This is a genomic window from Ruegeria sp. S263 (genome assembly GCF_056780525.1).
Genome location: NZ_CM165558.1, coordinates 2,940,726 through 2,959,812 on the forward strand (window position 1 = coordinate 2,940,726; position 19,087 = coordinate 2,959,812).

General features: G+C 58.3%; 18 protein-coding genes. 4 read left to right on the plus strand and 14 right to left on the minus strand.

Going from position 1 to position 19,087, the window contains the following annotated elements:
• Positions 1–3 precede the first annotated feature (3 nt).
• Positions 4–534, minus strand: a complete 531-nt coding sequence (locus ACT2B1_RS14675; RefSeq protein WP_481668010.1) for a gamma-glutamylcyclotransferase — start codon at positions 532–534, stop codon at positions 4–6.
• A 67-nt stretch (positions 535–601) separates the two neighbouring features.
• Between ACT2B1_RS14675 and ACT2B1_RS14680 the strand changes: the two genes are divergently transcribed.
• Positions 602–1,603, plus strand: coding sequence for a DUF2125 domain-containing protein (locus ACT2B1_RS14680; RefSeq protein ID WP_171239583.1), 1,002 nt, complete (start codon positions 602–604; stop codon positions 1,601–1,603).
• On the opposite strand, the gene ACT2B1_RS14685 is transcribed toward ACT2B1_RS14680, so the two are convergent.
• The 4 genes from ACT2B1_RS14685 to ACT2B1_RS14700 form a co-directional block, all read right to left on the minus strand.
• On the minus strand, positions 1,600–2,427 hold the full coding sequence (locus tag ACT2B1_RS14685) for an extensin-like domain-containing protein (RefSeq protein ID WP_481668011.1): 828 nt from the start codon (positions 2,425–2,427) through the stop codon (positions 1,600–1,602). The two genes, ACT2B1_RS14680 and ACT2B1_RS14685, sit on opposite strands and share 4 nt — an antisense overlap.
• Positions 2,424–3,344 carry a prephenate/arogenate dehydrogenase family protein gene (locus ACT2B1_RS14690; RefSeq protein ID WP_171127016.1) on the minus strand — a complete coding sequence of 307 codons (921 nt, stop codon included), beginning with the start codon at positions 3,342–3,344 and terminating at the stop codon, positions 2,424–2,426. The genes ACT2B1_RS14685 and ACT2B1_RS14690 overlap by 4 nt, the downstream gene beginning before the upstream one ends.
• Positions 3,341–4,426 (minus strand): histidinol-phosphate transaminase, encoded by a 1,086-nt coding sequence (hisC, locus tag ACT2B1_RS14695; RefSeq protein WP_481668012.1) that lies wholly within the window; start codon positions 4,424–4,426, stop codon positions 3,341–3,343. Before hisC ends, ACT2B1_RS14690 begins: the two co-directional genes overlap by 4 nt.
• 65 nt (positions 4,427–4,491) lie before the next feature.
• Positions 4,492–5,907 (minus strand): aminotransferase class V-fold PLP-dependent enzyme, encoded by a 1,416-nt coding sequence (locus tag ACT2B1_RS14700; RefSeq protein ID WP_481668013.1) that lies wholly within the window; start codon positions 5,905–5,907, stop codon positions 4,492–4,494.
• A 102-nt stretch (positions 5,908–6,009) separates the two neighbouring features.
• Between ACT2B1_RS14700 and ACT2B1_RS14705 the strand changes: the two genes are divergently transcribed.
• Complete coding sequence (locus ACT2B1_RS14705) at positions 6,010–6,471, plus strand: Lrp/AsnC family transcriptional regulator (RefSeq protein WP_171120176.1); 462 nt, start codon at positions 6,010–6,012, stop codon at positions 6,469–6,471.
• 120 nt (positions 6,472–6,591) lie between these two features.
• Here ACT2B1_RS14705 and rpsD read toward each other — a convergent pair whose 3' ends face one another.
• The 3 genes from rpsD to ACT2B1_RS14720 all read right to left on the minus strand — a co-directional run bounded on the left by rpsD (position 6,592) and on the right by ACT2B1_RS14720 (position 10,378).
• Positions 6,592–7,212: a 30S ribosomal protein S4 gene (rpsD, locus tag ACT2B1_RS14710; RefSeq protein ID WP_170325974.1), complete on the minus strand. Its 621-nt coding sequence runs from the start codon at positions 7,210–7,212 to the stop codon at positions 6,592–6,594.
• Between the two features lie 199 nt (positions 7,213–7,411).
• Entirely contained in the window at positions 7,412–7,906 is a 495-nt protein-coding gene (locus tag ACT2B1_RS14715; RefSeq protein WP_171127013.1) for a hypothetical protein, read from the minus strand.
• A 189-nt stretch (positions 7,907–8,095) separates the two neighbouring features.
• Positions 8,096–10,378 carry an adenosylcobalamin-dependent ribonucleoside-diphosphate reductase gene (locus ACT2B1_RS14720; RefSeq protein ID WP_481668014.1) on the minus strand — a complete coding sequence of 761 codons (2,283 nt, stop codon included), beginning with the start codon at positions 10,376–10,378 and terminating at the stop codon, positions 8,096–8,098.
• A gap of 129 nt (positions 10,379–10,507) precedes the next feature.
• On the opposite strand from ACT2B1_RS14720, the gene ACT2B1_RS14725 reads away from it, so the two are divergent.
• Positions 10,508–10,939 carry a DUF1489 family protein gene (locus ACT2B1_RS14725; protein WP_171120170.1) on the plus strand — a complete coding sequence of 144 codons (432 nt, stop codon included), beginning with the start codon at positions 10,508–10,510 and terminating at the stop codon, positions 10,937–10,939.
• Here the strand turns inward: ACT2B1_RS14725 and hisG are convergent.
• The 3 genes from hisG to hisS are packed head-to-tail and all read right to left on the minus strand — an operon-like array spanning position 10,936 to position 14,234.
• Positions 10,936–11,625 carry an ATP phosphoribosyltransferase gene (hisG, locus tag ACT2B1_RS14730; protein ID WP_171127010.1) on the minus strand — a complete coding sequence of 230 codons (690 nt, stop codon included), beginning with the start codon at positions 11,623–11,625 and terminating at the stop codon, positions 10,936–10,938. The two genes, ACT2B1_RS14725 and hisG, sit on opposite strands and share 4 nt — an antisense overlap.
• Complete coding sequence (locus ACT2B1_RS14735) at positions 11,622–12,710, minus strand: ATP phosphoribosyltransferase regulatory subunit (protein WP_481668015.1); 1,089 nt, start codon at positions 12,708–12,710, stop codon at positions 11,622–11,624. Before ACT2B1_RS14735 ends, hisG begins: the two co-directional genes overlap by 4 nt.
• A 3-nt stretch (positions 12,711–12,713) precedes the next feature.
• Entirely contained in the window at positions 12,714–14,234 is a 1,521-nt protein-coding gene (gene hisS / locus ACT2B1_RS14740; protein ID WP_171241493.1) for a histidine--tRNA ligase, read from the minus strand.
• Between the two features lie 126 nt (positions 14,235–14,360).
• On the opposite strand from hisS, the gene ACT2B1_RS14745 reads away from it, so the two are divergent.
• Positions 14,361–14,555, plus strand: coding sequence for a SlyX family protein (locus ACT2B1_RS14745; RefSeq protein ID WP_171120162.1), 195 nt, complete (start codon positions 14,361–14,363; stop codon positions 14,553–14,555).
• Positions 14,556–14,559: 4 nt separating this feature from the next.
• Here the strand turns inward: ACT2B1_RS14745 and ACT2B1_RS14750 are convergent, their stop codons facing one another.
• The 3 genes from ACT2B1_RS14750 to dnaE all read right to left on the minus strand — a co-directional run bounded on the left by ACT2B1_RS14750 (position 14,560) and on the right by dnaE (position 18,813).
• Positions 14,560–14,928 (minus strand): hypothetical protein, encoded by a 369-nt coding sequence (locus ACT2B1_RS14750; protein WP_171241494.1) that lies wholly within the window; start codon positions 14,926–14,928, stop codon positions 14,560–14,562.
• Positions 14,929–14,979: 51 nt separating this feature from the next.
• Entirely contained in the window at positions 14,980–15,195 is a 216-nt protein-coding gene (locus tag ACT2B1_RS14755) for a glycine zipper 2TM domain-containing protein (RefSeq protein ID WP_171120159.1), read from the minus strand.
• A 90-nt stretch (positions 15,196–15,285) separates the two neighbouring features.
• Complete coding sequence (dnaE, locus tag ACT2B1_RS14760; RefSeq protein ID WP_481668016.1) at positions 15,286–18,813, minus strand: DNA polymerase III subunit alpha; 3,528 nt, start codon at positions 18,811–18,813, stop codon at positions 15,286–15,288.
• Positions 18,814–19,087 lie beyond the last annotated feature (274 nt).

Genomic DNA, 19,087 nt, shown 5'->3' on the forward strand with positions numbered 1-19,087 from the left:
GGTTTATGCGGCAATGGTCCGCACCCGTTGCGCCAACCACTCAAGATCAGGATCGTGCAGGCCAATCTCGGTCAGGTGTTCAGCCGTATTATAAAGGTATTCTGTATTCGGACCGCGCCCCCCAACCGCATACGCGATGATCTGCGCCTGCTCCTCCAGCGGCATCCCCCCGCAGTACTGCACATGGTCGGGGTCGATGACATAGGTCACCGCCGTCACGACCTCTCCATCGTGCAGATGCACGCCCAGCATTTTCTCAACATAGGCCGATGAGATCAGTTCGCGGTCGCGCAATTCCTGCAACGTGCGATCCTCGTGCCCCGCCTCAACTGCAAGGGCCAGACCAGTGCAACTCGCGTCAGCCTGTTCATCCAAAGCCAAAACCAGCCCCGGGTCTTCTTCGGTGCCGCGATGGTGGATCGAACTCATGCAAAATGAACGTGCATATCCGTGCAAGGTGGCATGTTCGCTTCGGGCTACGGGAAAGCCGGGATTCCACAAAAGCGACCCATATCCGAATACCCACATTGTCATTGCACTGGTCCTTGCTCGTTTGCGCCTATAAACATCAATTCCAAGGCGGGAAAAAGGGCCAACTGCCATGCGCGGTTTGATCAGAGCAGTCATATTCGTATTCGCGATCTGGAGCGCGTACTGGCTCATCGCCGGGTTTGGGCTGCGTAACGCAATAACGACCTGGTTCAACAAGCAGGAAGAAATGGGCTGGCAAGCGGACTTCTCTGCCGTTGAAACCGCGGGCTACCCAACGCATCACGTCACACGGCTGAACAATCCAGCCCTCGCCGATCCCGTCAACGGCACCGCCTGGAGCGCGGATTGGATTGAATTCCAAAGCCCTGCAATCTGGCCGGGTCGTCAAATGCTGCGGTTCGCCGACACGCCGCAGCGCCTGTCCTACTTCGATCAGACTGCAACAATTCAAGCCAGTGACCTTCAGGCAGAATTACAATTGCAACCCGGTGTGGCCCTTGTGTTGGAAAAGATGGCACTGACGGCAGGACCGTGGGCCATCACAGACGATGCCGAGGCGCTGGCAGGCGGCGAGACTCTTGGCTTGGTCATGGAACAAACCGATCTGCCAGAAGCCTATAACATCAGCGCGCGAATTGACGGCTTTACCCCCGGTGACGACCTGCGTGATCTCATGCGTTCAGCAACCACCCTGCCCCAGTCATTCGAGACGTTGGAATTGGACATGACAACCACCTTCGACAAGGTGTGGGATCGCTCGGCGCTTGAACAAAGCAGGCCCCAGCCAGAAAAGATCGACCTCCACCTGGCGGAGATGAAATGGGGTGCGCTACGCCTGTTCGCGACTGGTCAACTGGACGTTGACAATCAGGGCATTCCAACCGGTGAAATCGCGATAAAGGCCGAGAACTGGCGGGACATGGTCGCTATGGCCAATGCCGCGGGTGCCCTGCCCGATCAGGCCGTCAACCCGGTGACACGCGCATTGAATTTCATGGCAGGGCTTGGCGGCAATCCCAATGCGCTGGATATGCAGTTGAATTTCCGAGACGGGTTTGTTGCCTTGGGCCCATTGCCCCTTGGGCCCGCACCGCGCCTTATCCTGCGTTAACGGCAGTATGCCCCACGGCGATGGCGCGCCGTGTCCAAGTGGAAATGATCGCGGTGATACCGATCTGAGTTTGGCCCCAACACTGTGCCAAACGGCCCGCACGCGCCGCGCCAGATCTTGATCAACTGTTTCTGTGAAGGGTTCTTGCGCCACCCGTTCAGCACGGTCACGACCTCTCCGTCCGCCATCTTGAAGCCAGAGATATCAATTGCGCGCCCCTTACCGTGTTCAGAGATACGCGCGCCCTTTTGATTGTTTCGGGTCCGGCAGGCATAGTGCGCCGCGACTTGCAGTTCGACCACCGGACCACGTCGTTTGAAAGTCGGAATAACCGTCTTGTCCACCCATTCATTCAAAGCAATCGCCGTACCGCAGTCCATTGTCGACGGGCGATTTAACGCGACACCCGATATGGACGTGATCTGAACTGCATCCTTGATCCCGCAGGCCTTGATCTTGCCGGGAACCTTGCCAACGGCCTTGCCCTGTATTTGAATATCACCACAGACTGACCCTTTGCGAAGCTTGCGCTTTTTGAACAACGCCTCCTGTTCCAGCGCTTTCGGGCGCAGATAGGGCATAAGGGACGTATCTGGCCCAAGCGTCGGCACATTCACCGGGCGCGCAGCGACCGCCAGAACCTGAGCTGAAACAGGGCGCAACTCGGGGCGAATCTTGGATGGGGTCGGGCTTGCAAAGGCCAAGACCGGGGCCGCAGAGGGTCGCATCATGGGGATCAGGGAATGTTCCAAAGGGGCCGCGTTCGAAAGCGAGGCGCTGAGCGCCACAATTCCAACCGCCAGAACCCTTTGGACACCTATCATGAGCCAGCTTTCCCCCGTCCAAAATCGGGCGCATCTGTATCCTGCCCCGCATCAATGATCCCACGGCGGATCGCGCGGGTCCGTGTGAAATAGTCAAACAACTGATCACCGTCACCGGTACGAATAGCCCGCTGCAAGGCGAAAAGCTCCTCGGTAAAGCGGCCAAGAATTTCCAGCGTTGCGTCCTTGTTGGTCAGGAACACGTCGCGCCACATGGTCGGGTCCGACGCTGCGATACGCGTAAAGTCCCGGAACCCGGCAGCGGAATACTTGATGACTTCGCTATCAGTTACTCGCCGAAGGTCATCAGCAACGCCCACCATCGTATAAGCGATCAGATGCGGCGCATGCGAGGTCACGGCCAGAACCAGATCGTGGTGATCCGCATCCATCTCATCTACGTTTGAGCCCATCCCCTCCCACAATGCGCGCAATTGCGCGACGGCTTCGGGGTCGGTGCCTTCGACCGGGACCAACAGACACCAGCGGTTGTCAAACAACTCAGCGAAACCGGCTTCGGGGCCGGAATGCTCGGTTCCCGCCAGGGGATGCGCGGGGATGAAATGCACGCTGTCGGGGATGTGCGGCGACACCGCCTCAATCACATGGCGCTTGACCGAGCCCACATCCGATACGGTTGCACCCGGCTTCAATACTGGCGCTATATCGGCGGCTACCGCGCCCATCGCGCCAACCGGCACACAGAGAACGACCAGATCGGCCCCTTTAACGGCCTCCTGAGCCGTATCACAGACCCGATCGCACAGGCCAATCTTGCGCGCGGTTTCGCGCGTCGCGTGGGACCGGGCGTACCCCGTCACCTCACCCGCCAGACCCGCGCGTTTGATGGCCCAGAACATCGAAGATGCAATCAGGCCCAGCCCAATCAGCGCGACACGGTCGTAAACTGGGGTCATGCGGCGCCCTCTTTGAATTCAGTGATCGCAGCGACGACACGGCGGCAGGCTTCTTCGTCGCCCACGGTGATCCGCAAAGCGTTCGGCAGGTTGTAACCCGCCACACGGCGCACGATCAAACCCTGCGTTTTCAGGTAATCGTCACATGCCTCAGCTTCGACCTGATCGCGGAACCGCGCGAGAATAAAATTCGTGCTGGACGCGTCCGACGGCACGCCGATCTTGGCAAGTTCATCCGCCAGCCACACCCGCAGCCGCGCATTTTCCGTGTGACAGAAGGTCAGATACTCTTCGTCCTTGATCGCTGCTTCGGCCGCCGCCAGCGCAGTCAGCGACAGGTTGAAGGGCTGGCGCACCCGATTCAACACATCGATAATCGCCTGCGCGGCATAGCCCCAGCCGACGCGCATCCCGCCAAGCCCGTAAATCTTGGAGAACGTCCGGGTCATGATCACGTTCTCGAACCGGTCCACCAGCGCTGCCCCACCGTCGAAATTTGCGACAAATTCCGCATAGGCCCCGTCGATGACCATCAGGCACGATTGCGGAAGGGCCTCGGCCAAGCGCACCAACTCGACCTCTGGGATCATGGTCGAGGTCGGGTTGCCCGGATTGGTCACGAACACGATCCGTGTCTGCCCGGTTACGGCCGCCAGAATATTATCGACATCCACGCGACGGTCCGTCTCGGGCACCATGACCGGAGTTGCCCCCGCCATCTTTGCGATGATGGGGTACATAGAAAAGCCGTGCTCGGTATAGATGACCTCATCCCCCGGGCCAGCATAGGCTTGAGCCACGAATTGAAGCACTTCATCGCTGCCGACACCGCAAATGATCCGCGCCGGGTCCAGACCGTGGCGCGCACCAATCGCAGCGCGTAGGCTGGCGTGATCGGTGCTGGGATAACGATGCAGGGTGGCCGCACTGTCGCGCACAGCCTCAATCGCCTTGGGACTGGGACCAAACGGGTTTTCGTTGGAACTCAGCTTGATCACATGCTTGACCCCGGCCACATGCGACTGTCCGCCCTGATAGAGCGCGATGTCCATAATGCCGGGTTGCGGGGTGATCTTTGTCATAAGAGGCTCCGTTTATTGAAGCCTCTCATACCTGTCTCAACGCCTTGAGAAAAGCGGCAATTCCGTCACGCCGCTTTGAAGCGGGCCGTTGCCGGATCAGCATCGTAATAGGGCGCGAATTCCTCGGTCCGGTGGGACAGGTCATTGACGCTGTCGATTATGAATTGAACCGTCTCATCGCTCATCAGGTACGAAAAGTTTAGACGCACCCAGCCCGGTTTCTTCATCTCTTCCCCCGCCGACAAAGCCGCGTGCAGCCCCTCGGACGCGGCCTGGTCGATTCCCAGCAAACGATGCGCATAAGGTCCGGCGCAGGCGCAGCCCCCACGTGCCTGAATACCGTAGATGTCGCTGAGCATCCGGGTGAAGAGTTGCTGGTGAACCGGATGACCCGCATTGTCGCGCACAAGGAAGGAATAGATCGGTAGCCGATGCGGATGATCCGCGCCCAGCAAGGTCAGTTTCGGGTTGTCGCCCCATCCGTCCAAAGCCATTTGGTTATAGCGTTCCTCCCTTCTGGCAATCTCATCCGTGCCGACCACATCCTTGACGATAAAGGCCAGCGCAGCCCGAATATCTCCGATCACGTTCGGTGTTCCCGCTTCCTCGCGCGTGGCAAGGTCTTCGCTGTAATCGTGCCGCCATGGTGAGACAAAGCTGACGGTGCCACCGCCCGGCCAACTGGGGCAGTTGCGTTTGACCGCAGCCTTGTTGACGATCAAAACCCCGGATGCACCCGGCCCGCCAGGAAATTTGTGGGGTGAAACGACGATAGCGTCCTTGCGCGCATCTTCAGGCCCCATGTCCATTGGCAGGTACGGCCCGCCCCCCGCATAATCCCAAACTGACAAAGCCCCATGAGCCTTGAGCAGTCGGATCACAGGATCCGGGTCGGTAACGATGCCGGTCACATTTGATGCCGCCGAGAATGACCCGATGATCAAATCCGACGCGGCATGATCTACCAGCATCCTCTCCAATACGTCGAGGTCGATGCCACCTTCCGGTGCCTCAGGAATCTCGATCACACGCGCTTTGCTTTCGCGCCAGGGCAGAATGTTGGAATGGTGTTCATAAGGCCCGATAAATACAACCGGCCGGTCAGCCGCCTCCACACCAAGCAGACTGACCAGCCGATTGAGACCCGCAGTGGCGCCGGCCCCAGTGAAGATCACCGCGTCCTCTTCCTTGGCACCAACAATGCGAGCGATCTCTGCGCGTGCCTCACGGCGCAGACGGGTCATGTAGGACCCGCAATAGGAAGCCTCGGTATGGCTATTTGCATAAAATGGCAGCACATGTTCAGCGACAAACTCTTCGACCTGCCGCAGCGCCCGACCCGAGGCGACATAATCCGCGTAAACCAGCGGAACATCCCCATGTAGACCAGGAATCAGAGCATTCTCTCCGATCAATCCGTCACGCAGACTTGTGATAGGAGTGGTGGCTTCTAGTGCTGCGCGAAATCTGGATAGGGTCATTTTATGGCTCCGTATTGTACCATCAAATATGATTGATGTTACTCAAATAAATTTCACCGTTCTTTTGGTAGTTTTTCGATTTTTTGTGTCATATGATTAGGTATGTCGAAAAAAATAGATCAAATAGATAATCGAATACTGCGTGAGCTTCAGAAGGACGCGACCTTGTCACAGCGGGAATTGGCAGATCGTGTCGGGCTGTCGCAGAACGCATGTTGGCGCCGGTTGAAGGCGTTGAACGAGGATGGGGTAATAACCGGCTCATCAGCCCGAATCTCGCGCGAGAAATTGGGCCTAAACCTGATTGTCTTTGTCATGCTACGCACCCGGCACCATTCTGCGGAATGGCTACAATCTTTCAGAAGCCACGTTCTGACCATTCCCGAAGTTGTGGATTTCCACCGGATCGGCGGCGACTATGACTATCAACTGAAAGTGGTGACCGAAGACATGGTGGCCTATGACAAGGTCTATCAGCGTTTGATCGAAAAAGTCGAACTGGACAGTGTGACCTCGTATTTCGCAATGGAAGCTATTGCCGAAGGTCGACCGCTGCCGATCTGACCCGCCTCTTCATCTGGCCAGAAATATCCCGGGGGAGTCGCGCAGCGACGGGGGCAGAGCCCCCACAAAAAAAGACCGCGCTGAAAGCGCGGCCCTTTGGATCATGTGTATCGGCGAAGATTAGTTCTTCGCGTAGAATTCGACGACCAGGTTCGGCTCCATCATGACCGGGTAAGGCACATCGCTCAGGCCCGGTGCACGAACGAAAGTCGCGGTCATTTTCGAGTGATCAGCGTCGATGTAGTCAGGCACATCACGCTCGGCCAGAGCAACAGCTTCCAGAACAACAGCCAGTTGCTTGGACTTGTCGCGCACTTCGATCACGTCGCCTTCTTTGACGCGGTAGCTGGGGATGTTGACCCGCTTGCCGTTCACTTTGACGTGGCCGTGGTTCACGAACTGACGTGCGGCAAACACGGTCGGAACGAACTTGGCGCGGTAGACGACGGCGTCCAGACGACGCTCCAGCAGACCGATCAGGTTTTCACCGGTGTCGCCTTTGACACGCTCGGCTTCGGCGTAGATGCGGCGGAACTGCTTCTCGGTCAGGTCGCCATAGTAGCCTTTCAGCTTCTGCTTGGCGCGCAGCTGCAGACCGAAGTCCGACAGTTTGCCCTTACGGCGCTGGCCGTGCTGGCCGGGACCGTATTCGCGACGGTTGATCGGGGATTTCGGACGACCCCAGATATTTTCGCCCATCCGGCGGTCGATTTTGTACTTGGCAGACGTGCGTTTGGTCACGGCTGATCTCCTTCGATTAGGTCGAGGCCCATGCAGGCCACTATGAAGGGCGTTGTCCTCTTGAGGTTTCCCCCATGACAGGCATCCCCTTGCGGGGGCCACCAACACCAATGAAGCCGCGCTTATATCCGCAGAAGCGGCAGAGTCAACACACCGATTGACACATAACCAGAGTTTTCAGAAACCTTTTGCCGGTCGCTTAGTCCAGCGCGGTACCCACATTCACCGCAGGCAGGGGCGCAAGCTCGCGGTGGTCCGCATTTGCCTGCAATCTTCCAGGAAACGCAACGACCCGATCATCGCCAGAAACGGCCTCGCCGCTGTACTGCCGCAACTGAACAAGTTCGCTCACCCAATAGTCCTGATCGCGGGCCGGGCATCCATTGTCGAAGACAAGAACCGGTGCTGGCTCGTCCAGTACAGAATACAGCACACCGGTGAATTCCTGCGCACCGTTGGTCAGAACGACTACTCCTGTCTCAGAACTATCCAGATCATCTATCGACAGAAACTGGTTCGGCATGACCACCGTCTGTGACGCCGCCTGCTCAACCGGGCCCACCAAAATCATTGCCTGGCCCCGCCAAGACCATGCAGCACCGATGTTCAGAAACGAAAGAGGTGCGGCCTCGAGCCCATCGAGTTCCGTCTGCTTCCATTGGATGACTACACGACCGCTTTGTCCGGCTCTCATTTTGTACCGCCCGCACCCTTCAACACGTCACTGCTCACGTGGTCGTTCTTATCAGCGAAGAATCTGGCAGAAAAGAGACGTTAACATACTGTTAACAAAAATGTGGCTAAAGAGATTCAACTTTTGGACGCCAGCGGGAAACTATCCCGCCGGCGAAAGGGTCATTATAGCCACCTTATAACAGATCGTTTAGCCGCATTTGGAATGCCCGCAGCTTCGGCATGTCATACAGCCCTCGATCATTACCATATCGAACTGCCCGCAAGACGGGCACGCCTTGCCGCGTGGCCCATCCATGTTCACCACTTGCGCCTGCGGGTCGGACTTTAGGCCCATTCCCTCGCCTTCCAGAAATCCGATGTTGATAAGGTGTTGTTCAATGACGCCACCAATCGCAGCAAGGATCGACGGGATGTACTTGCCCTGAACCCAGGCCCCGCCGCGCGGGTCGAACACGGCCTTCAGCTCTTCCACCACGAATGACACATCACCACCACGCCGGAACACGGCCGAGATCATCCGGGTCAGTGCCAGCGTCCAGGCGTAGTGCTCCATGTTTTTCGAGTTGATGAACACCTCGAACGGACGACGACGCCCACCTATCACGATATCGTTGATGGTCAGGTAGATCGCGTGCTCGCTATCGGGCCATTTCAGCTTGTAGGTCGACCCCTCCAGCGATTGCGGCCGGTCCAGCGGTTCGGACATGTAGATCACGTCGCCGCCATCAACCTCGTGCGGCGCGTCAGCGCTCTCGCCCGGGACCTTTTCCGCGCTTTCAGAAACCGTAAGGACCGATCCGGTCACATCATTCGGACGATAGGTCGTGCAGCCTTTGCAGCCTTGATCCCAGGCCTGCATGTAGACGTCTTTGAAGGCGTCAAAGCTGATGTCTTCGGGGCAGTTGATCGTCTTGGAAATCGAGCTGTCGATCCATTTCTGCGCCGCCGCCTGCATTTTGACGTGATCCGAAGGGGACAGCGTCTGCGCGTTCACGAAATAATCGGGCAGGGCGGTATCGCCGAACTTGTCGCGCCACATCTGCACGGCATAATCCACGACCTCTTCTTCGGTGCGCGAGCCATCTTTCTGCAGCACCTTGCGCGTGTAGGCATAGGCAAAGACCGGCTCGATCCCCGAAGATACGTTACCCGCATAAAGCGATATCGTCCCCGTCGGCGCGATCGAGGTCAGCAAAGCGTTACGAATGCCGTGTTCGCGAATGGCATCGCGTACATCCTCATCCATCTGCTGCATCGTGCCGCTGGCCAGATATTTCTCGGCGTCGAACAAAGGGAACGCCCCTTTTTCCTTCGCCAAATCGACCGACGCCAGATACGCGGCGCGGGCGATCGCGTGCAACCAGCGTTCGGTCTGACGCGCCGCCTCGTCCGAGCCATAGCGCAGACCCAACATCAGCAGCGCGTCGGCCAGCCCGGTCACACCCAGCCCGATGCGGCGCTTGTCCTGCGCCTCGGCTTCTTGTTCGATCAACGGGAATTTCGACGCATCCACCACGTTGTCCATCATACGGACGGCTGTGGCGACCAGTTCCTGCAATGCAGCCTCATCCAGATGGGCGGCGTCCTCAAAGGGTTCCGCCACCAGCCGCGCAAGGTTGATCGAGCCGAGCAGACACGCGCCATATGGCGGCAGGGGCTGCTCGCCACAAGGGTTCGTCGCCGCGATGGTTTCCACATAGCTGAGGTTGTTGGCCTGATTGATGCGGTCAATGAAGATCACGCCCGGCTCGGCATAATCATAGGTAGCCTGCATGATCTTGTTCCACAGATCACGCGCTTGCACCGTTTGATAGACCTTGCCGCCAAAGACCAATTCCCACGGGCCATCGGCCTTGACCGCTTCCATAAACGGGTCCGTCACCAGCACCGACATGTTGAACATGCGCAAACGGGCGGGGTCGGATTTGGCGGTGATGAACTGTTCGATGTCCGGGTGATCGCAGCGCATCGTCGCCATCATCGCCCCACGGCGCGAACCCGCAGACATGATGGTGCGGCACATCGCGTCCCACACATCCATGAACGACAGCGGGCCAGAGGCATCCGCAGCTACGCCATGCACATCCGCGCCGCGTGGTCGGATGGTTGAGAAATCGTAACCGATCCCCCCGCCCTGCTGCATCGTCAGTGCGGCCTCTTTCAGCATATCGAAAATGCCGCCCATACTGTCGGGAATAGTGCCCATGACAAAACAGTTGAACAGCGTTACCTGACGCGCGGTCCCGGCGCCCGCGGTGATGCGTCCCGCGGGGAGGTATTTGAAATCCTCCAGCGCCTCAAAGAACTTGTCCTCCCAATGGGCCGCGTCTTTTTCCACACGCGCCAGATCGCGGGCGATGCGCCGCCAGCTATCCTCGACGGTTTGGTCAATAGGTGTGCCATCCGCCTGCTTGAAGCGGTATTTCATGTCCCAGATCTGCTCGGCGATGGGGGCGGCAAAGCGGCTCATTGGTGATTCCCTGTCCTGAAAGAGGTATCCAGACTACCTCAAATCACAACAAAACCACAACACCTTGATAGCATCGCCATGCAAGCTACAATATAGGGGTGGGCCTTGGGACGACTCTGTGGGAAAGCTGTGGATAAGTACGTAAACCTCATCAAACTTTCGGTCGGATCGGAAAGCGTCGATACGTTGATGGCGTGGCAGGACAGCCGTAAACCGCTCTATGAGGACGGCTGCCCGCGCCATGTCACCCGCATGTGGCCCAAACGCGAGACCGAGATTCTGAACGGCGGATCAATCTATTGGGTGATCAAAGGCGTGATCCAATGCCGCCAGCGCATCTTGCGATTGGACGAGGTTCGGGGCGAGGACGGCATCCGTCGTTGCGCGATCGTACTGGACCCCGAAGTACACCGCACCCAGAACGCCCTGAAGCGCCCCTTTCAAGGCTGGCGCTATCTGAAACCCGAGGATACTCCGGCCGATCTGCCCAAGGGCCGCGAGCAAGACGACGCCCTGCCCGACGATCTGAACCGCGCATTGGCGGATATCGGGTTGCTTTAGCTAAGGCGGTCCAGCAGTTCGGATAGAACGGCTTTGTCCTCAGCCTCATACTTGGCCACACGGCTGCGCCATAGCGTTGCCTGCGATTGCAGGATTAGCCCGTCGGTCAGGATTTTCAGGTGGTTCGCGCGCAGGGTTTCCCCGGTCGAGGTGATGTCAGCAATCGCCTCGGCGGTTTCGTTCATCACGGTGCCCTCGGTCGCGCCCTGACTGTCGACCAGCGTATAATCCGCCACGCCCGCATCCGTCAGAAATTCCCGCACCAGCCGGTGATACTTGGTCGCAATCCGCAGCCGGTGACCATGAGTTTTGCGGAAGGCTGCCGCCGCCGCATCCAGATCGTCCAGCGTATCCACGTCCACCCAACAGGCGGGGGTCGCGATGATCAGGTCCGCCTTGCCAAAACCAAGCTGTGATATCTGTTCGACCTGCTGTTCCCAGCGCGGCAGTTTCTCATGCACCAGATCAATACCGGTCACACCCAGATGAATGCGCCCAGCGGCCAGTTCGCGCGGGATTTCCCCTGCGGATAGCAGGATCAGTGAAACACCGTCGATCCCATCGACTTTACCCGCGTATTCCCGGTCCGATCCGCTGCGCGACAGGGTGATGCCGCGCTTTTCGAACCAGCCAAAGGTCTTGTCCATCAACCGGCCCTTCGAGGGCACGCCCAGTTTCAAACTCATTGCGCGGCCTCCTCGATTTCAAGCATCAGGTCAGGGCGAATGACGCCACCTACGGCCGGAATTTCGGCCCCGTTCCCCAACTGCCGGGTCAGCGCGTCATAGCGCCCGCCAGTTGCAACGGGCGGCAGGTCGGGGCGACCTTCGGCGTAAAAACCGAAAACAAAGCCGTCGTAATATTCCATTGACGTGCGGCCATAGGCAGCTTCGAAATCCAACCGCTCCACATCCACGCCACGCGCCTGCAGCGACGCGACCCGCGCCTCGAGCCTGTCCAACTCCGGGGTGATCTGCGGTAAATCCACCGCCACATCTCGCAATTGTTCCAGTGCGAAGGGCATCGTTTCGCGCACGTTCAACAGGGTTTCCAGCCCGACCAATTCGTTATCCGAAATCGGAGGCGTATCGCGATCTTCGCGCAGCGCGGCGATCCGCGCCTCGATCTCGGCGGCGCGGCGTTTGCCGATCATAGGCGCTTCATTGGCAAGTGGGTCTTTGGCATCCAGCAGAGTGTCACGCCCTTCCGGGCCGGGCTTGCGACCAGCGAAGCGATCCAAAAGAACGCGGAAGCGGCGAGGCCGCCACAGGTGCCGCATCAGCGCGGCTTTGCGGCGGTCGGTGGTTTTCAGACCCGCAACGGCGGCGGTCAGGATACCGATATCCCCGGTCGCCGCGCGCAACGGCAAGCCACGCAATTGCAGCGCAAATAACGAGAAAACTTCCGCATCCGCGCCTGCGGGGTCGTTGCGGTCGAATACCTCGTACCCGACCTGAATATATTCATTCGAACGGTCCGGGTCGTGCTCCTGACAGCGGAAAACCTCACCGGAATAGGTATAGCGCGCTGGCTCGGCCCCGTCTGACATATGCATCTGCACCACGGGCAGGGTGAAGTCCGGGCGCAACATCTGTTCGCCCCGCAACGCGTCCGAGGTCACATAGGCGCGCGCGCGGATGTCCTCGCCGTAAAGGTCCAGCAGTGTGTCCGCAGGTTGCAGCAGCGGAGGGTCCACGACCTGCGCGCCTGCCGCCTCGAACCTGACGCGCATCATCGCGGCGCGGGCTTGTATCTGGGAACGGTTGGGCATGGGTCAGTCCTGACTGTCCAGAATTTCACGCACCTTGGCGACCAGATCACCGCGTGGTACCTCGAACTGGCTGGGGCGTTCTTTCCATTCCTCAAGCGTGGCGCTTTCGGCGATCTTGGCCCCAAGGATCAGGTCCTTGATCTGCACGATCCCGTTGGCTTTTTCATCGCCACCTTCGATCACCGCGATGGGTGAGTTCCGCTTATCCGCATATTTCAGCTGATTGCCAAAGTTCTTGGGGTTGCCCAGATAAACCTCGGCCCGGATGCCAGCATTGCGCAGCTCGGCCACCATAGCCTGATAATCGGCCATACGGTCGCGGTCCATTACCGTGACAACGACGGGGCCTTTGGCCTGCGCCGCGATCCGGCCCTTTTCGCGCAGGGCGGCCAACAGCCGGTCGACACCGATGGAAACACCGGTCGCGGGCACTTCCTGTCCAGTGAATCGCTTTACCAGATCGTCATAGCGACCACCGCCCGAGACCGACCCGAACTGCCGCTTGCGGCCTTTCTCGTCGAAAATCTCGAAAGTCAGTTCAGCCTCATAGACCGGTCCGGTGTAGTAGCCCAGTCCACGTACGACCGAGGGGTCGATGACAATGCGGTCAGGGCCATAGCCTTGCGCCTCAAGCAATTCGGATATTTCTTCGAGTTCCCGAACCCCATCCATTCCCGTTTGAGAAAACTTGTCCGTGCCGCCACCGCGAACAATGTCCGAAATAACGCTTAAGCTCGGCGAACCTTTCGTATCGTTCGCAACAAATGCCATAACAAGCGATTTTTGAATCTCAGTGAGTCCCGCACCTTGAGTGAAATCACCACTGTCATCGCGACGACCTTCGCCCAAGAGTTCTCGAACTCCGACCGGGCCCAAACGGTCGACTTTGTCGATGGCCCTGAGAACAATTCCTCGCTCAAACGAGTGCTTTTCGGGATTTTCTGGGTCCAACACACCCGCTACTTCCATCACACCATTCAAGAGCTTTCTATTATTCACCCGCACCAGATAGTCGCCGCGCGGAATTCCCACGGTCTCCAACGTGTCCGACAGCATCGCGCAAATCTCGGCATCCGCAGCCATCGACGCCGTGCCAACTGTATCCGCATCGCATTGATAAAACTGACGATATCGCCCCGGCCCCGGCTTTTCGTTCCGCCAGACCGGACCCATCGCATAGCGGCGATAGGGCGTCGGCAGGTCGTTGCGGTGCTGCGCATAGACACGGGCCAAGGGTGCTGTCAGGTCATAGCGCAGGGCCATCCAGTCGCCATTCCCGCCCTCGTCGAATTCCTGCCACGCAAACACACCCTCATTCGGACGATCCACATCCGGAAGGAACTTGCCAAGTGCCTCGACCGTTTCCACGGCGCTGCTTTCTAGCGCGTCAAACCCATAGCGATGATAGACGTCCGCAATCGTCTGCAGCATCTGCGCGCGCTGCGAGACTTCCTGGCCGAAATAGTCGCGGAACCCTTTTGGCGTTACGGCCTTGGGGCGGGGCTGTTTCTTGGGCTTGGCCATGTGGGGCGTCCTTGGGCGTTTAGTGTTCCGCGCGCGGTCTATCCCATGCCCCGCATCGGGGCAAGGCGCGCTTTCGCTGGTCATGGTCCGCCCGTGCCGCTATGACCACGCCCAAAGGAGATCCCCATGCAGCATCTGGAAGAACAGATCGCCCACCTGACCCGCACGGTCGAAGATCTGAACGCAGTCGTCACGGCCCAGCAATCCGAGATCGACCGCCTGACCCGACGCGTCGAGATGCTATTGCAACGCGAGGCTGAACGGGCACAAGAAGGGTCCGGCGGTGTCGTCTTTGGCGACGAACGCCCGCCGCATTACTGAAGACTTACAATCCCAAGGTCTTTTTCACCGCTGAATCGACCACACCACCCAACAGCGCGTCCTCGTCACCATCACATCCTTCGGTCAGCGCGGCCAGAAAGGTTTCGCGTAGTCTGGCCTTGTCTTCGTCGGACGCCGCATATGCCTCAATGTCGATCTGCCGATTATACAGAGACAAAGCCGTCATCTTGCCGACGACATCCAGAACATATTCGTCATTCCCGTCCGCCTCTTCAATGACCGAGGCGCAGGTGTGATACATCAACGGCAAAGCGTCCTGCTTCATCTGATCAGCTTCGTCGTCGGCCTTAGCTGCCATAGGCACCGCCAAAAACGCAGCGGCTGAAACCAGCGTGAATACGTGAAAACGCATATCAAGTCCTTTCGAATATAGCTTTTGCACTCGGTCCGACAGGTCCGGATACTACTTGTTGGCACCGATTATGGCCCCGACAACCGCGCCAGCCGCCGCACCTTTGCCGTCACCGACCAAAGCTCCGACCCCTGCGCCTATCAAAGCGCCCTTGATCGCGTCTTCTTCCTTTTTCTTGTCCGCGAGCGCCTGTGTCGCCGGCATCAGAACCAGCGAGGTTGCAACCGCGACCACCCATATTTTGAAATACAGCCTGGAATTTCCCATTTGGCGTCCTCCCGCGACTTAACCCAAATGAATTTCAACAGAATTCCAGCCTACCCCGACAGGCGTCTTCTGGCAATGAACCGTGGGTTTTCAGATTTCCTCAACCGACATGACACCGTCCAGAGATTTGATTGCCCCCTTGATCTGCGGGTTGATCGGAAAATCATGTCCCAGTTCCATCTCGACCTCACCTGGCAGGCCGGGGGCCATCAACAACAATTGGATCGGCCCGCGCGCGGCGTTTTTGGCAGCACCCGCCGCATCCTCCAGCACTTTGGCCACGGTGGGCAGGGCTTGTTCTTCGTCCACAAAAATGCGCAGACCGGTGGCCCCCGCATCGGCCACGACCGTATCTACTGGGCCTACCGACCGACCCAGCAACTTCAACTGATCAGCCTCCATTGTGGCTTCGGCGGTCAAAACTACCTGTGCGCCAGTTTCCAGATATTCCCGCGACTTCTCAAGCGTTTCAGAGAATAGCGTCACCTCATACGCGCCCGTTGGGTCAGACAATTGCGCAAAGGCGAACCGATTGCCTTTGGCGGATTTCCTTTCTTGCCGCCCGGCGACCACGCCTGTCATTTTCGCAATAAACGGGCCAGAGCGCGCCTTTTCCGTTACCTCATCCAGCGTCATCACTTGTTTGCGCTTCAATGCGGGCATGTAGTCGTCCAACGGATGGCCCGACAGGTAAAACCCGATGGCCTTGAATTCTTCGCTCAGACGTTCGGCTGGCAACCAGTCCGGCGTAGTGGACAGGCGCGGCTCAGGCAGATCATCCCCGGCCTCGCCGAACAGGGACACCTGGTTTGAATTCTTCTGATCATGGATCGCGGCTGAATACTGCACCAATTGCTCAAGGCTTTCGAACACGCGGCGGCGGTTCTTGTCGAGCTGATCAAACGCCCCCGCCCGTGCCATCATCTCAAGTGGGCGTTTACCGACCTTTTTCAAATCCACCCGGCGGGCAAAATCGAACAGGTTCACGAAAGGCTTATCGCTCGTTTCATCCTGCGCTCCTCCGGCGCGACGTCCATCGACCACAAGGTTCATCGCCTCAACGCCCACGTTTTTCAGCGCGCCCAACGCATAGACCAGATGCCCTTCAACCACGTCGAACGTCGCCAAGGACCGGTTCACGCAGGGCGGCACATAGGGCAGTTCCAGCCCCTTGCGGACTTCTTCGAAATAGACAGCCAGCTTGTCGGTCAGGTGGATATCGCAGTTCATGACACCGGCCATGAACTCGACCGGGTGGTTCGCTTTCAGCCAGCCGGTCTGATAGCTGACCACCGCATAAGCCGCCGCGTGGGATTTGTTGAAGCCGTAGTTGGCGAATTTCTCCAGCAGGTCGAACACCTCGGATGCCTTCTTGGCGTCCACGCCGTTTTCACCCGCACCCTTTTCAAACTTGGGGCGTTCGGCGTCCATCGCCTCTTTTATCTTTTTACCCATCGCGCGGCGCAGCAGGTCCGCGCCGCCAAGGCTGTACCCCGCCATGACCTGAGCGATCTGCATAACCTGCTCCTGATAAACGATGATGCCCTGCGTTTCCTCAAGGATGTGGTCAATCAGCGGATGCACGGATTCGATTTTCCGCTGCCCGTTCTTGACCTCGCAATAGGTCGGGATGTTCTCCATCGGGCCGGGGCGGTACAGCGCCACAAGGGCCACGATATCCTCGACACAAGTGGGTTTCATGCGCTTGAGCGCATCCATCATGCCCGAGGATTCCACCTGGAACACCGCCACTGTCTTGGCCGCAGAATAGAGCTTATATGTCGCCTCATCATCCAGCGGGATGGCGTTGATCTGGTTCTCGGCCCCCTCTGCCGGTTCGTAAAGCTCGGTGCCATCGGCGGCGATATGCAGGGGTCGCCCGGATTTGAAGATGATGTCCATCGCGTTCTGGATCACCGTCAGCGTTTTCAGACCCAGAAAATCGAATTTCACCAGCCCGGCCTGTTCAACCCATTTCATGTTGAACTGGGTTGCGGGCATGTCCGAGCGCGGATCCTGATACAGAGGCACCAGCGCGTCCAAAGGCCGATCCCCGATCACAACCCCCGCCGCATGAGTCGAGGCGTTCCGCAGCAGCCCCTCGACCTGTTGGCCATAGGTTAGCAGCCGGTCCACGACTTCCTCGTTGCGCGCTTCTTCACGCAGACGGGGTTCGTCTTTCAGCGCCTTTTCGATGGAGACGGGTTTGACCCCTTCGACCGGGATCATCTTCGACAGGCGATCCACCTGCCCGTAAGGCATCTGCAGCACTCGCCCGATATCGCGCACGGCAGCCTTGGACAGCAACGCACCAAAGGTGATGATCTGCCCCACCTTGTCGCGCCCGTATTTCTGCTGAACATAGCGGATCACTTCTTCGCGGCGATCCATGCAGAAGTCGATATCAAAGTCGGGCATCGAGACCCGCTCGGGGTTCAGGAACCGTTCAAACAGCAAGCTGTAGCGCAGCGGATCAAGGTCGGTAATCGTAAGTGCATATGCCACCAACGAACCCGCGCCAGACCCCCGCCCCGGCCCGACGGGAATGTCGTGGTCCTTGGCCCATTGGATGAAATCCGCAACGATCAGGAAGTAGCCGGGGAACCCCATCCCTTCGATGATGCCAAGTTCGAAATCCAGCCGTTCCTGATATTCCTCGGGCGTCACCGCATGCGGGATCACTGCCAGACGTTTCTGCAACCCCTCGTTGGCGATACGGCGCAGCTCAGCCACCTCGTCATCGGCAAATTTGGGCAAGATCGGATCGCGGCGATAGGCCATGAAGGCGCAACGTCGCGCTATTTCAACCGTGTTTTCAATCGCCTCGGGCAGATCAGCGAACAACGTCGTCATCTCTTGCTGCGACTTGAAATAGTGCTGCGCTGTCAGGCGGCGGCGACCGTCCTGCTGATCGACATACGCACCCTCCGAGATACAGATCAGCGCATCATGCGCCTCATACATATCTGATGTCGGGAAATAGACATCATTGGTGGCGACCAAAGGCAGGTTCTTGGCATAGGCCATCTCGACATGACCACGCTCGGTCAGGCGTTCTGCCTCGGGCTGTCCACCCTCACCAGGATGGCGTTGCAATTCAAGGTAAAGGCGATCCGGGAACATACCGGCAAGCCGATCCACCAAGGCCTCCGCCGCCGGGCGCTGCCCCTGTTGCAGCAACATACCAACTGGCCCATCCGGGCCGCCGGACAGGCAGATCAAGCCATCTGACCGATCCGCCAATTCCTCCAACGTGACCTGCGGCAACTGCCCGCCCTTGTCCACGTATAAGCATGAACTGAGCTTCATCAGGTTTTCATAACCAACCTCAGACTGCGCCAACAACACCAGTGGCGCGGGTGCTTTGGGCTTTTCGCCGGGTTGCGCCTGAACATATGTCAGATCAACCTGACACCCCATGATCGGTTGCACACCCGCGCCACTGGCTGTCACGGAAAACTCCAAAGCTGAGAACATGCTGTTGGTGTCAGTAACAGCGACGGCGGGCATCTCCATCTTTTCACACAGACCCGGCAGCTTTTTCAGCCGCACAGCGCCTTCCAGCAGGGAATATTCGGTGTGAACGCGGAGGTGAATGAATCGAGGGGTACTACTCATGACCGCTACGCTATCCCAGCCTGCGGCCCGGCAAAAGCGCGAACCGCACCCTTTCAATGCCTAAAAAATCGGCGTCTATTATTCGGCTTTTCCAGAAGGTGCTTCGGGAATGGCAGCGCTGCCACTTCAAAAATATGTTTAATAACAAATGACTAATTGGCAGCGAGACCAAAAGATTCTCCATCAGATACGGTCAATGGTACATATCACAGGCAGTTTTTCTTGCCAGATAAGGCACGCTGTTTCTAACATCTGACGGCAAGCTATCCGCCCG

Bases quoted from the DNA above. Each gene is read 5' to 3' on its own strand.
- ACT2B1_RS14675 (WP_481668010.1), bottom strand. From the start codon at position 534: ATGACAATGTGGGTATTCGGATATGGGTCGCTTTTGTGGAATCCCGGC.
- ACT2B1_RS14680 (WP_171239583.1), top strand. From the start codon at position 602: ATGCGCGGTTTGATCAGAGCAGTCATATTCGTATTCGCGATCTGGAGC.
- ACT2B1_RS14685 (WP_481668011.1), bottom strand. From the start codon at position 2,427: ATGATAGGTGTCCAAAGGGTTCTGGCGGTTGGAATTGTGGCGCTCAGC.
- ACT2B1_RS14690 (WP_171127016.1), bottom strand. From the start codon at position 3,344: ATGACCCCAGTTTACGACCGTGTCGCGCTGATTGGGCTGGGCCTGATT.
- hisC (WP_481668012.1), bottom strand. From the start codon at position 4,426: ATGACAAAGATCACCCCGCAACCCGGCATTATGGACATCGCGCTCTAT.
- ACT2B1_RS14700 (WP_481668013.1), bottom strand. From the start codon at position 5,907: ATGACCCTATCCAGATTTCGCGCAGCACTAGAAGCCACCACTCCTATC.
- ACT2B1_RS14705 (WP_171120176.1), top strand. From the start codon at position 6,010: ATGTCGAAAAAAATAGATCAAATAGATAATCGAATACTGCGTGAGCTT.
- ACT2B1_RS14715 (WP_171127013.1), bottom strand. From the start codon at position 7,906: ATGAGAGCCGGACAAAGCGGTCGTGTAGTCATCCAATGGAAGCAGACG.
- ACT2B1_RS14720 (WP_481668014.1), bottom strand. From the start codon at position 10,378: ATGAGCCGCTTTGCCGCCCCCATCGCCGAGCAGATCTGGGACATGAAA.
- hisG (WP_171127010.1), bottom strand. From the start codon at position 11,625: ATGAGTTTGAAACTGGGCGTGCCCTCGAAGGGCCGGTTGATGGACAAG.
- ACT2B1_RS14735 (WP_481668015.1), bottom strand. From the start codon at position 12,710: ATGCCCAACCGTTCCCAGATACAAGCCCGCGCCGCGATGATGCGCGTC.
- hisS (WP_171241493.1), bottom strand. From the start codon at position 14,234: ATGGCCAAGCCCAAGAAACAGCCCCGCCCCAAGGCCGTAACGCCAAAA.
- ACT2B1_RS14745 (WP_171120162.1), top strand. From the start codon at position 14,361: ATGCAGCATCTGGAAGAACAGATCGCCCACCTGACCCGCACGGTCGAA.
- ACT2B1_RS14750 (WP_171241494.1), bottom strand. From the start codon at position 14,928: ATGCGTTTTCACGTATTCACGCTGGTTTCAGCCGCTGCGTTTTTGGCG.
- ACT2B1_RS14755 (WP_171120159.1), bottom strand. From the start codon at position 15,195: ATGGGAAATTCCAGGCTGTATTTCAAAATATGGGTGGTCGCGGTTGCA.
- dnaE (WP_481668016.1), bottom strand. From the start codon at position 18,813: ATGAGTAGTACCCCTCGATTCATTCACCTCCGCGTTCACACCGAATAT.